Below are 14,268 nucleotides of genomic sequence, written 5' to 3' on the forward strand. Positions count from 1 at the left end.
TAGTAAATTTGATTTTTTAAATTATGAGATATATGTCTTAGTTTTAAAATTTTTAAGATGCTTTGATTATTGAATTTGTTTTCTTAGTGTGTGAATTTTATCCTTTCCTAAAGCAAAATAATGTCTTTGTTTTTTCTACAAAAAATTTAAGACTGGCAAGTATTTATTTCTTAGTGAGTAAGAACAAAAATTAGAGAAAATAAAAGTGCAGTTTTTGCATTTTTATTTTTGTATTAAAATTGATAGTGTAATCTAGTTTTTTCTATTTTTAAAATATACTTTTGAAGATGCATATTTTTTAATTCATTTTCTATATTTATAATATTTTTTTTCAAAGTATTTTTTAATACTTTTATATGGCTATTTATTGTGAGTATCCATTCTAAGTGTTCTTTAATCCAAAGATGGTTTTTATTGAAAGCCTCTTCTTTTGTTTTTGGATTAAATATATAAATTCTAGCAAGATTGAGTTCAAATTGAGCATTTAAAGAATCTGCAATAGAACGTAATATTAATACTTTGTGTATTTTTTCTTTGAAGATATCTAATTGGTTTATAATATTATTAAAATTTTTCTCATCATTGCTTAAAAAATACAAAGTATTAAAAGTGAGAGTGCATTCTTTTTCTAAAATATTGCATATTTTTATAGCTTTATGAACTTTGTAAAACGACTTTAACATAAGTTCTATTTGTTTATTAAGGTTAGATTTTTCAAGTTTGGTAAAATATTTTTTTGGTTCTTTTTCAAGAATTTTTTGACAAACTTCTTTAAAAGGTTTTTCTATAGTTTCCTCTATTCTAGCTCCACCTTCGGTGCAGTTATATGTCGTTATATTAAGAAAATTTTTTGCATATAATATTTTTTTCTCCAATTCGGTTTTAAACATAATCCATGTATTTGTTGTTGGAATAAGGTTTTTGCCACCATAAGCTAATATTTTTAAGTTGTAATGGATTTCTTGAGGATTATAGGTATCATATTTTCCGTAGTGATATTCTTCTGGATGTGAAGATCCATCACTGCCATAAGCTAGATCCTGTCCTACTAAAAAGATATTTTTATATTCTAGTTTTAGTGCTAAAAAATAAGCCATATTTGCAACACTGGGGCATCCCGTTGAGTATTCAAATTGCTTTAAGTGAAAATATTTATCCAAAGGTAGCATTCTTTGGATAAATATAAATTTACGATGATTTTGTTTTAAATATTTGACCGTGTTAAGATGTGTGACACTTGATAAAATAAAAATTATATCTTGATCAAATTCTCCAAAATCATTATTAAAAAATTCACTAGTTTCTTTAATTCTTTATACAGATAAAACATAATCAGGTTTTATGTCATGTTTTGCTAGTATAGGATAAGCACTATCAGCACAAAAAATAGTTGCTTTGTCTGCATATTTTTTAAGTAAAGGAAGTTGTTTAATTAAAGAAGGGCCTGTTGAAACTACAATAGCGTGTTTGGAACCACCTTTTCTTTTAAGCATTAATTCTTTGAATGAAAAATTTGAAATAATATCCGGAAGGTTGTAAATAAAATTTTCTATACCCTTGAGAGCATCTTGAGAGTCGGTTCCTTTTGCTAATATAGCTTGTTTTATATGTATTTGCATATTTTGATTCGTTTTTATAATATCTTCTTGGTATCTTTCATAATAATCACAATGAATATCTAAAAAATAAACACGTAAAGTTGAAAAAAGGACTATTTGAACAGATGTTGTTATATGTGTTAATATCAATTGATTCTATATCTAAAATAACTAATCGGCGATCTTTTAATTCTTCACTAAAATCTATACATTGAAAACTTAGATAAATAAATTCTATTTCTTTTTCAAAAATAACTATTTTTTGTCTATATTTGTTTTATAAAAGGGCTTTATATAAAATTCCATTTCCAAAACCATAAAAATAAAGCACAGGATATAAAAGATATTTATCATTATATAAGTTTAGTTTTTCATTTAACTCACTAAGAGTATTACTATATAGCGTACACTCTTTCCCATGGTGTATAAAATTAATATCTAGAGAATCTTTTCCTTGTAGAATTTGGAATTTTTGAGGTTTAAAATTTTCTAATTTTTCTTTTAATATTTTATTGTTTAAGGCTTCTAGATTTTTATTAAATAAAAATAAATTCATTTTTTATCCTTTAAAATGTTCATGATTTTATTATACTTAAATTTTAAATTATTGATAAGTGGTTAATATATTTTGCTATATTTTTAAAAGTAAAACGATAGAAGGTAGTATGAATCACGAATTTTATATGAATTTAGCCATAGATGAAGCTTGGAAATATCAGCTTTTAACCTACCCCAATCCAGCCGTAGGCTGTGTGATCTTAGATAAAAATGGCAAAATTTTAAGCATAGAAGCACACAAAGAAGCAGGCAAGGCTCATGCAGAACTTGAAGCAGTGAGTAAAGCCTTAAAAGCACTTAATCTAAATTTAGATTTACCACAAAATGCAAATGATTTGCATGAGTTTATTTGTCAAAATCATCAAGGCTTGCTAAAAGGCGCTAGTGCTTATGTGAGTTTAGAACCTTGCAATCATCAGGGTAAAACCCCACCTTGTGCGAAACTTTTTAGCACGCTTGGTTTTAGCGAAGTTTTTATCGCTACTAAAGATGAGCATAAGCTCGCAAGCGGTGGAGCAGAGTTTTTAAAAAATCAAGGCGTAAAAGTTCACATGGGAATTTGCGAGCAAAGAGCCAAAGAGCTTTTAAAGCCTTTTTTAAAATGGCAAAAGTCAAGTTTTAAATTTTTTAAACTAGCCCTTTCTTTAAATGGCTCTGCTTATGGTAAAATCGTAAGTTCTAAAGCAAGTAGAACCTATGCTCATGCATTACGTTCAAAGCTTGATTTGCTTGTAGTGGGCGGAGAAACTATAAGGCATGATAGGCCTATTTTAGATGCAAGATTAGTTCAAGCTAAAGCACCAAATTTATGCATACTAAGCCATCAAAATTTAGAAAGTTTTGATCCAAACATTCCTTTATTTAGCGTGCCCAAAAGAGAAATTTTTACAAGTATTCCTAGTGAAGCCAAGTTTATCATGTATGAGGGTGGGGAGAACTTTTTAAAAGCCTTTAAAGATGAGTTAGATATGCTTTTGATTTTTTCAAGCTCAAATTTAAATACCTTTGAAAATGTTAAGTTAGATTTAAAGCTAAAGCCTTTATACAAAGGCTTTTTAGAAAATGATACTTATGGATTTTATGAGATTATTAAATCTTAATAAATTTTTTGTGAGCTTACTTGTGTGAAAAATCGTGCTAAAGTGTTAGCAAAAAATCCAGCACTTTGCTCTTCTAATCGTTTTAAAAACTTATCTATGGCATCTTCTTTTTGCCAGATAGGGTTTTGTACTTTAGCTAGTTTTTCTAGCTCTTTTTTGGCTTGCTCATAATTGCCTATTTTATCAATGAGTTTTAATTTTAAAGCCTCATTAGCTAAAAACACTTTTGCATCAGCCCATGAGTTTGTTTGATTTAAGTCTAATTTGCGATTTTTAGCGACAAATTGCGTGAAAAGTTCATAGCTTTGATTAGCTAAATTTTGTAAAAAGTCTTTTTCATCTTCACTCCATTTACGCATAAAAGTTCCTGCTTCTTTATAGCTTCCTACTTTGATAGTTTGCTCATTTATACCAAGTTTTTGTGCAAGCTCACTTACTTCAAAGCCTTGCATGATTACCCCAATAGATCCTACAAAGCTAGCAGGATTAGCGATGATCATATCAGCTCCCACTGCACTTAAGTAGCTTCCACTTGCTATAGTTCCACCTGCATAGACTATCACAGGCTTTTTAGCTTTAAGATCTTGTATGGCTAAGGCTATTTCCATACTTGGCGCAAAAGCTCCACCAGGGCTATCTATAAAAAGCAAAACCCCTTTTATAGCTTTATCATCTTTGACTTTGTAAATTTGTTCTAAAAGATTGCTCGCATCGCTAATTTCACCTTTAAGATTAATTTGCGCTAAGTTTGCATTAGAAAGCTTGGCATTATCCCCGCTTGGAGTAAGGATCAAAAATACGATAAACAAAAACACAAAGGTTTTAAAATAAGTGTTGATATAAGAGATGATTTTTCCAATTCCTTTAAAAAATGATTTTATAATTTGCATTCTTTCCCTTCTATAAAAAGTTTTAACACTTCTTTGCTTTGTAAGATAAACTGCAAAGGAAGTTGCTTTAAATTTGTGCTATATGGCAAAGCAAAAAGACTAAAATCAGCTATTTTACCTTTTTGAATTTGGCCTAGGTTTAAATTTAAAGCTTTTGCGGCTTTGTTTGTTGCCATTAAAAGCAATATTTTAGCAAAATTTTCTAACTCTAAATCATCATGTATAAGTAAATTTGCTCTCATTTCATCAAGCATACTTAAAGAGGTATTTGAACTTAAACCATCAGTTCCTAGGTGGATATTAACACCATTTTTTAAAGCAGATTTTAATTTAAAAGTGTTTTTACTCAAAAGTCTGTTTGAAAAAGCACAATGCGTGATCGAGTGTAAATTTTTATCTAGTAAATTCCATTCTTTAAAATACACACAATGTGTAAATAAAGTTCTTTGGTCTTTAAAAAGCTCTAAAAAGCTTTGTGGGGTGTAAAATGGCATAGGATTTTTGCTAAATTTAGCCAAGCTCTTTTTAAATCCACCTTTTTTTAACCTTAGCCAGTTGTTTTCATGATTGCTTTCAAGAAAATGCGTACTTAGTAAATGATTATTTTCTCTAGCAAGTTTTATAGCAAATTTGGCAAGTTCTGGGTGGGTTGAGTAGGGCGCATGCACTGAAATAGCAGGGATAAATTTAGAAGTTTTAAAACGCATGCTTTTTTCATAACGAGTTAAAAATTCCTCTTTTTTAGCTTGGATAAAATTTGCATTTGAACCTAAAATTTCATTAAAAAATACCACTCTAGCTTGTGAATTGACACAAGGGCTTAAATCACTCCCAAAGCTTGAAATTTCTCCTATGGTAGCAGTGCCACTTTTTAGCATTTTATGGATATTTTGTGAGATTAATTTTTCTTTGGATTTTTCGTTTAATTGCTCGCGGTTATTAAAAACGCTATCAAGCCATTTTAAAAAGTCTCCAAAGACTAAATTTCCATTATTTGCACTAAATTCTAAATGCGTGTGTGGATTGATAAAAGCAGGTAAAAGTAAGGTATCTTTTGGAGTTGGTATAAGCTTAGCTTGTGGATGGGATTTTTGTAAATTTTCTAAGCTATCAATTTCTAAAATATTATCATCAAAAAGAACTGCTTTGTCTTCTAAAATATTAAAATTATCATCGCAAGTTAAGATGATTTTAGGTGCTATTATAAACATTTTACCTCCTTTAAAAAGGGAAATTGTAGCTAAAATTTAGCTTTAAAATGCTATAATATAGTAAATTTTACTAAATAAAGGTTAGATTATGAAAGTTATGGTGATACAAGGACCAAACATCAATATGCTTGGTGTGAGAGAAACTCATATTTATGGCAATATGAAAATGGAAGATATCCATGAGCAAATGAAACAAGCTGCAAAACAAGCTAATGTAGAGATTGAATTTTTTCAAAGTAATTTTGAAGGTGAGTTAGTTGATAAAATTCAAGAATGCTTAGGTAGTGTAGATGGAGTGATTATTAACGCAGCTGCTTATGCACACACTTCTATAGCAATCCGCGATGCGATTGCAGCGATTAATATGCCTGTGATTGAAGTGCATATTAGCAATACTTATAGAAGAGAAGAATTCAGACAAAAAAGCATGATAGCACCAGTTTGTGCAGGTAGTGTGGTAGGTTTTGGTCCTTTTGGTTATCATATGGCTTTAATGGGACTTTTTCAAATTTTTGATCAAATCAATGCATATAAAGCAGCTCAAGCAAAAGCACAACAAGCAAATCAATGAATTTTATCTTAAAAAACGAAAATGCACTTTTTTATGAGTGTGGATATTCTTGTGATAATGCTTTGTTTTTAAAACTTGAAGATGAAGCATTTTTTATCACTGATGCAAGATATAGCTTTGAAGCTAGCGAAATGATAAAAAATGCTAAGGTAGTTTTAGCACAAGATCTTTTTGCTAGCACTAGAGAGCTTTTAGAAAAAGCAGGAATTGATAGAATATGTTTTGATCCAAAAGACTTTAGTTATTTTGAATTTAAAGAACTTAGTAAAAGTGCAAATATCGTTTTTGAAGAAAAATTAGACTTGAGTAAAAATAAACGCATTATAAAAAATGCTAAAGAATTACAGCTTTTGCAAAAGGCTGTAAATTTTGGCAAAGAATGCTTTGAAGAATTTGCTAAATTTATCAGCCAAGAAGGCTATGGAAAAAGCGAAAAAGAATTACATTTTAAAGCATGTGAAATTTTTCAAAAAAAAGGTGCTTTAGGACTTTCTTTTTCACCTATTGTGGCTATTAATGAAAATGCGGCTAAAGCACATGCTTTACCTAGTGATAAATGTTTAGAATATGGAGATTTGTTATTAGTTGATGCGGGTGTGGTTTATCAAAGGTATTGTTCTGATCGCACAAGAACGGCTTGTTTTGATGAAAATGGCATAGTTTTTGATAAAAATAAGCCAAATTTTAAAGACAAAGAAATTATGCAAATTTATGAAGTGGTTAAACAAGCTCAGCTTCAAGCCATAGAAAAAGCACGCGTTGGTATGAGATCAAGTGAGCTTGATTTTATCGCAAGAGAAGTGATTAAAAACGCAGGTTTTGAAAAAGAATTTATTCATAGTTTAGGACATGGAGTGGGGCTTGATATACATGAGTTGCCAAATATTAGTCCAAGAAGTGATTATGAGCTAAAAGAAGGTATGGTATTTACCATTGAACCTGGAATTTATATCAAAGATAAACTTGGTATTAGAATAGAAGACATGGTCTATCTTGATAAAGAAAAGGCAGTGGTGTTATAATTTGCTGATTAAAGGAGCTAGAAGGTTAGAAAAAATTCGTTTTTTTCCTTTTTATTCAAAGGCAGTTAAAAAAGGAAAATACATAGCCATTATAGGACTTGGAAGCAATATAGAAGATGAAAAAAAACGCTTTCGGAGTTTATTTAGGCTTTTAATGCAAGATAAACGTTTGCAAGTATTGCAAACATCGCCATTTTTGATTAATAAAGCTTTTGGATTTGAAGAGCAAAAAGACTTTACTAATGCAGTGATGGTTGTAAGTACAAGTTTGCACGCAAGAGCACTTTTAAAAGTTTTGTTTTTTTATGAGTTTAAATTCAAAAGAAAAAGAACTTTTAAAAATGCTCCTAGAACGCTTGATTTGGATTTGTTGTATTTTTCAAAAAAAGCGCGTAAAGATGAGTATTGCACAGTGCCTCATGTGGGGGTAAATGATAGAATTAGCGTAACTTTGCCTTTGGGCTTGTTAAGATAAGGAAAAATATGGGACAATTGATTCATACTTTTACAGTTGAAAGCACAGATGAGATTATACCTAAGGTTAAGCAAGATTATGGCGATAAAGCTTTGATAGTAACTAATAAGCAAATTCGTCCAAAAACCATCAATCAAAAGCCTTTGTATGAGGTTATAGTAGCGATTGAAGAAGCTGATTATGAAGAGCATTTAAAACAAAATAATTTACCTATGTCACCAAAGAAAAAACCAAATACAGCAAGTTTTCCTGAGGCTAAAATTCAAGCTCCAAAACTTGAAGATGAAAAAAAAGAAGAAGATGTAGTGCTTGATTTTTCTTCAAAAGCTAAGCAAAAACCTATTAATCCTTATTTAAATACAAGCAAAAAAGATGATAATTTTTTAAATTTAAAAAATAAACTTTCTCAGGTTAGTTCAGAAATTAGCAAGGTTTCAAACTATCAAGATTTTTCTATGCCAAATCCAAATTATGATAAAAAAATTGAAGCCTTTGAAAAGCAAATGAATAAGCTTAATGATAAAATGAATTTGCTTGTGGATATGATGTGGGATGATAAGGCAGATTTACGCAAAGAATTAGCTATACCACCTGAGTTTGCAAGTATTTATAAGCAAGCTAAGGCAAGTGGCATGCAAGAAGCGCATTTAGAAGCGATTATGAAAGCGACTATTGAAAATATGCCAAGCACTATGAAAGCAAATCAAGAAGCAGTGCAAAGATATTTTTACTCACTTTTGCGTAATATGCTTCCATGTCGTTTAGAAAGTGAAATTAAAAAACAAAAAATCATGATGTTAGTAGGCCCAACAGGAGTGGGTAAAACTACTACTTTAGCTAAACTTGCTTTTCGCTATGCTTATGGAGATAGACGCTATAAAACCGGTATTATAACTCTTGATACTTATAGAATAGGCGCAGTAGAGCAACTTTTCCAATATGCTAAGATGATGAAACTTCCTATTATTGATAGTATAGAGCCAAATGACTTAGATGATGCGATTAGAAGTTTAAATACTTGTGAGGTTATTTTAGTAGATACAACCGGAAATTCACAGTATGATAAAGCAAAACTTGAAAAAACAAAAGAATTTTTATCGCATTCTAATGCGCAAATTGATGTAAATTTGGTACTTTCAGCAAATACAAAATATGAAGATTTATTAGAAACTTATAATAATTTTTCATTTTTAAATATAGACACTTTAATCATTACCAAATTTGATGAAACAAAAGTATTTGGAAATGTATTTTCTTTACTTTATGAAACTAGCACTCCGATGAGCTTTTTTTCCATAGGTCAAGAAGTGCCTGATGATATAGAAGTGGCTAATAGTGACTTTTTAGTGCGTTGTGTGTTAGAAGGTTTTAGAAGGGATAAAAATGAGTAATCAAGCAGAAAAATTAAAAGATCTAGTAAAAAATGAAAACTCAAATGTAAAACATACTCATTTTATCGCAGTTACTAGCGGTAAAGGTGGGGTTGGAAAAAGTACTTTTAGTGCAAATTTGGGCAACATCCTAGCTAAAAATGGTTATAAAGTAGGGCTTTTTGATGCAGATATTGGGCTTGCAAATTTAGATGTGATTTTAAATGTGCGTGTGGAAAAAAACCTTTTACATGTTTTAAAGGGTGAATGCTCGCTAGAAGATATTTTAATAGAAGTAAAACCAAATTTATGGCTTATCCCGGGTGAAAGTGGCGATGAAATTTTAAAATATAATGATAAAAATATTTACGAGAGATTTTTAAATCAAACAAGCATTTTAGATGATTTAGACTTTTTAATCATTGATACAGGAGCAGGTATAGGTGGCAATATAGGAAATTTCTTAGAAATGTCTGATGAGGTTATTGTCATCACTGTGCCTGATCCTGCTGCGATTACCGATGCTTATGCTACTATAAAAACCACTTCAAAAACTAAAGAAAATTTATTAATGGTATTTAATGTAGTTAGGAATGAAAATGAGGCTTTGAGAATTTTTGATAATATTAAAAAAGTAGCAGATATTAACATTAAGCATAATTTAAATTTAGAATTTTTAGGATTTTTAGGTCAAAGTAAAGATATTAGTTCTAGTATTAAAAAAAGAACTTTATTTAGTGATGATGACACTAATGCAAGTGATGAGCTCAAAGCCATAGCTTCTAAGCTTTTGTATAGGTTGGAACAAAAAGTGCTTAATAATGTGGGAGATAAAAGCATTATGAGTTTTTTCAAAAAGCTTTTGGATCGTTTTTAGATTGAGGGAAAAAGATGAGACCAGAGAATTTTGTTGCTTTTTTTACTGTTTGTGGTTTTTTTATAGGATTAATGTTTACCATAGTTAATATAGAAGATGCAGTAGAGATAGTTGTATATACTTGTTTGATTACTTTTGTATTTTATGTGTTAATCCATATAGTAATTATGATTTTTGTAGATGTTAATAAAATTAGCGGTAGAAGCTTTAATAAAGAAAAATACGAAAATGAAAATAATAGTTTTATAGCAGAATTAGCCGCAAGAGAAAAGAAAATGGATTACTTGCTTGAAAAACTTCAAGAAGAGCGTGAAGACCTTAAAAAGCTTGAAAGCTCTTCAAAAAGAAAAGTAAAACATGCAGCCGCATAATGCCTATGCTTCTACGCTAAAAAAAGAGCAAGATGACTTAGTTATCTCTTATATGCCAGCATTAAGAGCTATGGCTTTTAGACTTAAAGAGCGTTTGCCTGCTAGCATTGATGTAAATGATTTAATCAGTATCGGTGTAGAGGAAATGATCAAACTCTCACGCCGTTATGATAAAGAACAAAATGATAATTTCTGGGGCTTTGCAAGAAAAAGAGTGAATGGAGCTATGCTTGATTATCTAAGAAGCCTTGATGTAATGAGTAGAAGCAATAGAAAAATTATCAAAGATATTGATGCTATTATAGATGAGTTTTATCAAGAAAATGAAAAAGAACCCGATGATGAGTATTTAGCACAAAGACTAAATTTAGAAGTAGAAAAGGTAAAAGAAGCAAGAGCAGCTCATGCTATATCGCTTGTTATGCCTTTGGATGAACAGCTAAATTGCTTTAATGATAGCAATATCATAGAACAAATAGAAAAAGAAGAATTAATCGAAAAAATCAATGCAGTTTTGGAAGAATTTAAAGAAAGAGAAAAGCTTGTAATACAGCTTTATTATTATGAAGAATTAAATTTAAAAGAAATTGCAGAGATTTTAGAGATTAGCGAGTCAAGAATTTCACAAATTCATAAGCGTTTGCTTAAGAAGATTAGAGAAAGGCTAGTTTAATGGCTGAGATACTTTCCCAAGAAGAAATTGATGCTCTTTTAGAAGTTGTTGATGATGATAGCGATGAGAGTACAGCTTCTTCGAAATTAGAAGAGCTAGAAGATAAAAGAGATATAGTAGTATATGATTTTAAGCGTCCAAATAGGGTTTCTAAAGAACAACTTCGTTCTATTAAAGGGATTCATGATAAATTAGCAAGAAATCTTGCTTCACAAATTTCATCTATGATGAGAAGTATAGTTGAGATTAAATTACATTCAGTGGATCAAATGACTTATGGTGAGTTTTTGATGTCTTTGCCTTCGCCAACAAGCTTTAACGTTTTTTCGATTAAGCCTTTAGATGGAAACTGCGTTTTAGAGATTAATCCAAGCATTGCTTTTCCTATGATAGATAGACTTTTAGGTGGTCAAGGAGAGAGTTTTGACACCTTAAGAGAGCTTACAGAAATCGAGCTCAATTTGCTTGATTCTATTTTGCGTATTATTATGCAAAGACTAAAAGAAAGCTGGATGAATGTTACTGAAATTTATCCAAGTGTTGAAGCAAAAGAATCAAGTCCAAATGTTGTGCAAATAGTTTCTCAAAATGAAATTGTTATTATGGTGGTAATGGAGATTATCATCGGAAATTCAAGCGGTATGGTAAATATTTGCTATCCGGTTGTGCATTTGGAAAGTATTTTGAGTCGTTTGGCAAATCGTGATATTATGATGGGTGAAACTTCGGCTAAAAAATCAAGAAATAAAGAACTTAAAACCTTGATCGGTCGTGCTGAGGTAATTTATGAAGCTATGCTTGGTAAGACTTTTATCAATGTAAATGAATTTTTAGATTTAAAACAAGGAGATATTTTAAAGCTTGATAGAAGTGCAGATGATAAAGCTATAGTAGCTATTGATAAAAAAGAAGTATTTTTAGCTCAAGTGGGGCTTCATAGATTTAGAAAGTCAATTAAAATCTTAGAACTTATCAAAACTGATAAAGATGAGATTAAAGAAATGCTTGAAAAATATGAAGATGAAAGAAGAGCAAAAGCAAATTCGTATGATGATAATGAAGAACTAGAAGAGGAAGACGATGATCAATGATTTTTTAGGCATATTCGTCAATGAATGTGTAAGTACAATAGAAGGTTTAACAGGAAAAAGTGCTGAATTTAGTGAGTATTATGAGTATGATGTAAATTCTCAAGATTCTATGACTCCACCACTAGTTAGTGCTACTTTTAGCGTTAATAATGAAATGAAAATTAAAATCCTAGCCAGTGCAGTTTTAATGAGTGCAATTGGTGAGTGGATGATGGGAGAAGAAGAAATCTCCAAAAACAGTGAGCTTAATGAAGATGAAATGGATGCTGCTAAAGAAGCTATACAAAATATCATCTCAGCATTTTCTACAACCTTAGGCGCGCAAAAAGAAATTCCAAAAATGGAGTTTAGCCTAGAAAATTGTGAATTTGTTGCAGATAGTTTAGAACTTGGTGGTTTTCATAAACTATATTTATATAATGTAAAAATAGCTGATTTAGAAGAAAAAATTTCTTTGGTTTTTGATGAAAAAATTTATAAGATTTTAACCAAAACTGACTTAGAAGAAATTGTAGCAACAAATGAAGATCATACGCAAGATCATAAGGCCTTGGCTAATGTAGAAGAGCTAAGAAATATCGGTTTGATCATGGATGTGCGTTTACCTATAAGAGTGCGTATAGGTAGTAAAAAAATGCTTTTAAAAGATGTTTTAACTATGGATATAGGTTCGGTTATCGAGCTTGATCAATTAGCAAATGATCCTTTAGAAATTTTAATAGGTGATAAAAAAATCGCTTATGGGGAAGTGGTTATCGTAGATGGAAACTTTGGAGTGCAAATTACTGAGATAGGCTCTAAAAAAGAAAGATTAGAACAACTAAGATGAAAGAATGTATTATTGAGGACGTTGCTCATCTTAAAGAATTAGAAAAAATTCAAAAAGGCATAACTTTTTTTGGTTCTGCACGCTTAAAAGAAGATAATGAGTATTGTATTTTGGCTTCAAAATTAGCCCAAAAGTTAGCAGATCTTGGTTATAGTATCATCAGTGGTGGTGGCGGTGGTATTATGCAAGCTGCAAATTATGGGGCTATGCAAAGTCAAGCTTCACATTTAAAGTCTTTTGGATTTAATATACATTTACCATTTGAGCAAAAAGCAAATGACTTTTTAGAGTATAATATCACTTTTAAGAGCTTAGCCATTCGCAAAATGGCTCTTATTCAAAAGAGTCTAGCTTTTGTGATTTTCCCAGGCGGCTTTGGAACATTAGATGAATTTTTTGAAATTCTTACTCTTAAACAACTTAGTTTTAAAAAGGATGTTCCTATTATTTTAGTTGGGCAAAAATTTTGGCAACCTCTTGATGAATTTATCAAAACTTCTTTGCTAGAACTTGGAACTATATCTAAAAATGATGAGTTAAAGTATAGTATAAGTGATGATTTGGATGAAATTATAAGAATGATAAAGGAAAAAGATGAAAATTCTTGTTGCGATGAGTGGGGGTGTAGATAGTACTGTAACTGCTTATAAATTAAAACAAGCAGGACATGAGATCATAGGTTGTTATATGAAGCTTCATGGAAAAGCTAATTATCATGAAGAAAATATACAAAAAGTTGAAAAAGTTGCTAAATTTTTAGACATTAAATATCATATTTTAGACTTACAAGAAGACTTTAAAAATCAAGTTTATATGCCTTTTGTTAATACTTACAAAGAAGGAAAGACGCCAAATCCTTGTGCTTTGTGTAATCGTTTTATCAAGCTTGGCAAGCTTTTAGAATTTGCTAAGAGTTTGGGTTGTGAAAAATTAGCCACAGGTCATTATGCAAGGATAGAAAATGGTTTGATTAAAACTGCAGTTGATGAGAGTAAGGATCAAAGCTATTTTTTAGCAAATGCAGAGAAAGAGGCTTTAGGGTATTTGATTTTTCCTCTTGGAGAGATGAAAAAAGAAGATGTGAAAAAATTTGCTTCTACAATCGATGTTTTAAAATCTTTTGCAACACAAAAGGAAAGTTCTGAGATTTGTTTTGTAGAAGATACTTATGTGCAAGTTTTAGATCAGTTTATGGATACTAAAATTCCAGGTATTGTAAGAGATAGTAGTGGAAAAGAAGTAGGAAAACACGAAGGTTATATGCACTATACCATAGGTAAAAGAAGAGGTTTTGAAGTGCGTGGGGCTCATGAGCCACATTTTGTATTAAAAATTGATCCTAAGAAAAATGAAATCATAGTGGGTAAAAAAGAAGAGCTTAAGATAAGTGAATTTAAACTTGATAATATTAATTTATTTATCGATGCTAAAGAGTTAGATTGTGAAGTAAAAATACGCTATAGATCAAGATCAACCCCATGTAAAGTTTTGATTAATGAAGATAAAAGTGCAAAAATCATCTTACAAGAGTCTGTTTATGGGCTTGCTAGCGGACAAATGGCAGTATTTTACGATAAAGATTTAGTGCTTGCAAGTGGATTTATAAATTAATGCTAAAGGTTTTTCCTTTGG

Annotated in this window: 14 protein-coding genes and 1 pseudogene; 12 read left to right on the top strand and 3 right to left on the bottom strand. The window is 30.4% G+C overall.

Going from position 1 to position 14,268, the window contains the following annotated elements:
* Positions 1 to 233 precede the first annotated feature (233 nt).
* Positions 234 to 2,154: pseudogene (locus CAMP5118_RS02820) on the bottom strand (motility associated factor glycosyltransferase family protein).
* Between the two features lie 109 nt (positions 2,155 to 2,263).
* Here CAMP5118_RS02820 and ribD point away from each other — a divergent pair.
* Positions 2,264 to 3,256, top strand: a complete 993-nt coding sequence (gene ribD / locus CAMP5118_RS02825) for a bifunctional diaminohydroxyphosphoribosylaminopyrimidine deaminase/5-amino-6-(5-phosphoribosylamino)uracil reductase RibD (protein WP_337216555.1) — start codon at positions 2,264 to 2,266, stop codon at positions 3,254 to 3,256.
* On the opposite strand, the gene sppA is transcribed toward ribD, so the two are convergent.
* Entirely contained in the window at positions 3,253 to 4,146 is an 894-nt protein-coding gene (gene sppA / locus CAMP5118_RS02830) for a signal peptide peptidase SppA (protein WP_337216556.1), read from the bottom strand. The genes ribD and sppA overlap by 4 nt on opposite strands.
* Positions 4,134 to 5,357 (bottom strand): aminofutalosine deaminase family hydrolase, encoded by a 1,224-nt coding sequence (mqnF, locus tag CAMP5118_RS02835; protein ID WP_337216557.1) that lies wholly within the window; start codon positions 5,355 to 5,357, stop codon positions 4,134 to 4,136. The genes sppA and mqnF overlap by 13 nt, the downstream gene beginning before the upstream one ends.
* Before the next feature lie 88 nt (positions 5,358 to 5,445).
* Here mqnF and aroQ point away from each other — a divergent pair, with 88 nt between their 5' ends.
* The 11 genes from aroQ to mnmA are packed head-to-tail and all read left to right on the top strand — an operon-like array spanning position 5,446 to position 14,247.
* Entirely contained in the window at positions 5,446 to 5,928 is a 483-nt protein-coding gene (gene aroQ / locus CAMP5118_RS02840; protein WP_039625266.1) for a type II 3-dehydroquinate dehydratase, read from the top strand.
* On the top strand, positions 5,925 to 6,950 hold the full coding sequence (locus CAMP5118_RS02845) for a M24 family metallopeptidase (protein ID WP_337216558.1): 1,026 nt from the start codon (positions 5,925 to 5,927) through the stop codon (positions 6,948 to 6,950). Before aroQ ends, CAMP5118_RS02845 begins: the two co-directional genes overlap by 4 nt.
* Position 6,951: 1 nt before the next feature.
* Entirely contained in the window at positions 6,952 to 7,425 is a 474-nt protein-coding gene (gene folK / locus CAMP5118_RS02850; protein ID WP_257941879.1) for a 2-amino-4-hydroxy-6-hydroxymethyldihydropteridine diphosphokinase, read from the top strand.
* A gap of 8 nt (positions 7,426 to 7,433) precedes the next feature.
* A complete protein-coding gene (gene flhF, locus CAMP5118_RS02855; RefSeq protein WP_337216559.1) occupies positions 7,434 to 8,816 on the top strand; it encodes a flagellar biosynthesis protein FlhF in 1,383 nt (460 codons plus the stop codon).
* On the top strand, positions 8,809 to 9,672 hold the full coding sequence (gene flhG, locus CAMP5118_RS02860; protein ID WP_133319628.1) for a flagella biosynthesis ATPase FlhG: 864 nt from the start codon (positions 8,809 to 8,811) through the stop codon (positions 9,670 to 9,672). The genes flhF and flhG overlap by 8 nt, the downstream gene beginning before the upstream one ends.
* Before the next feature lie 14 nt (positions 9,673 to 9,686).
* Positions 9,687 to 10,043, top strand: a complete 357-nt coding sequence (locus CAMP5118_RS02865; RefSeq protein ID WP_039617428.1) for a hypothetical protein — start codon at positions 9,687 to 9,689, stop codon at positions 10,041 to 10,043.
* Positions 10,030 to 10,716, top strand: coding sequence for an RNA polymerase sigma factor FliA (locus CAMP5118_RS02870; RefSeq protein ID WP_039627867.1), 687 nt, complete (start codon positions 10,030 to 10,032; stop codon positions 10,714 to 10,716). Before CAMP5118_RS02865 ends, CAMP5118_RS02870 begins: the two co-directional genes overlap by 14 nt.
* Entirely contained in the window at positions 10,716 to 11,807 is a 1,092-nt protein-coding gene (gene fliM / locus CAMP5118_RS02875) for a flagellar motor switch protein FliM (RefSeq protein ID WP_263678428.1), read from the top strand. The genes CAMP5118_RS02870 and fliM overlap by 1 nt, the downstream gene beginning before the upstream one ends.
* Positions 11,797 to 12,636, top strand: coding sequence for a flagellar motor switch protein FliY (gene fliY, locus CAMP5118_RS02880; RefSeq protein WP_039617433.1), 840 nt, complete (start codon positions 11,797 to 11,799; stop codon positions 12,634 to 12,636). Before fliM ends, fliY begins: the two co-directional genes overlap by 11 nt.
* Positions 12,633 to 13,268, top strand: a complete 636-nt coding sequence (locus tag CAMP5118_RS02885; protein ID WP_263678429.1) for a TIGR00730 family Rossman fold protein — start codon at positions 12,633 to 12,635, stop codon at positions 13,266 to 13,268. The genes fliY and CAMP5118_RS02885 overlap by 4 nt, the downstream gene beginning before the upstream one ends.
* A complete protein-coding gene (mnmA, locus tag CAMP5118_RS02890) occupies positions 13,231 to 14,247 on the top strand; it encodes a tRNA 2-thiouridine(34) synthase MnmA (RefSeq protein WP_263678430.1) in 1,017 nt (338 codons plus the stop codon). Before CAMP5118_RS02885 ends, mnmA begins: the two co-directional genes overlap by 38 nt.
* The last annotated feature ends 21 nt before the right edge of the window (positions 14,248 to 14,268 follow it).

Source organism: Campylobacter sp. LMG 7929, from assembly GCF_024723595.1.
Classification (GTDB): domain Bacteria; phylum Campylobacterota; class Campylobacteria; order Campylobacterales; family Campylobacteraceae; genus Campylobacter_D.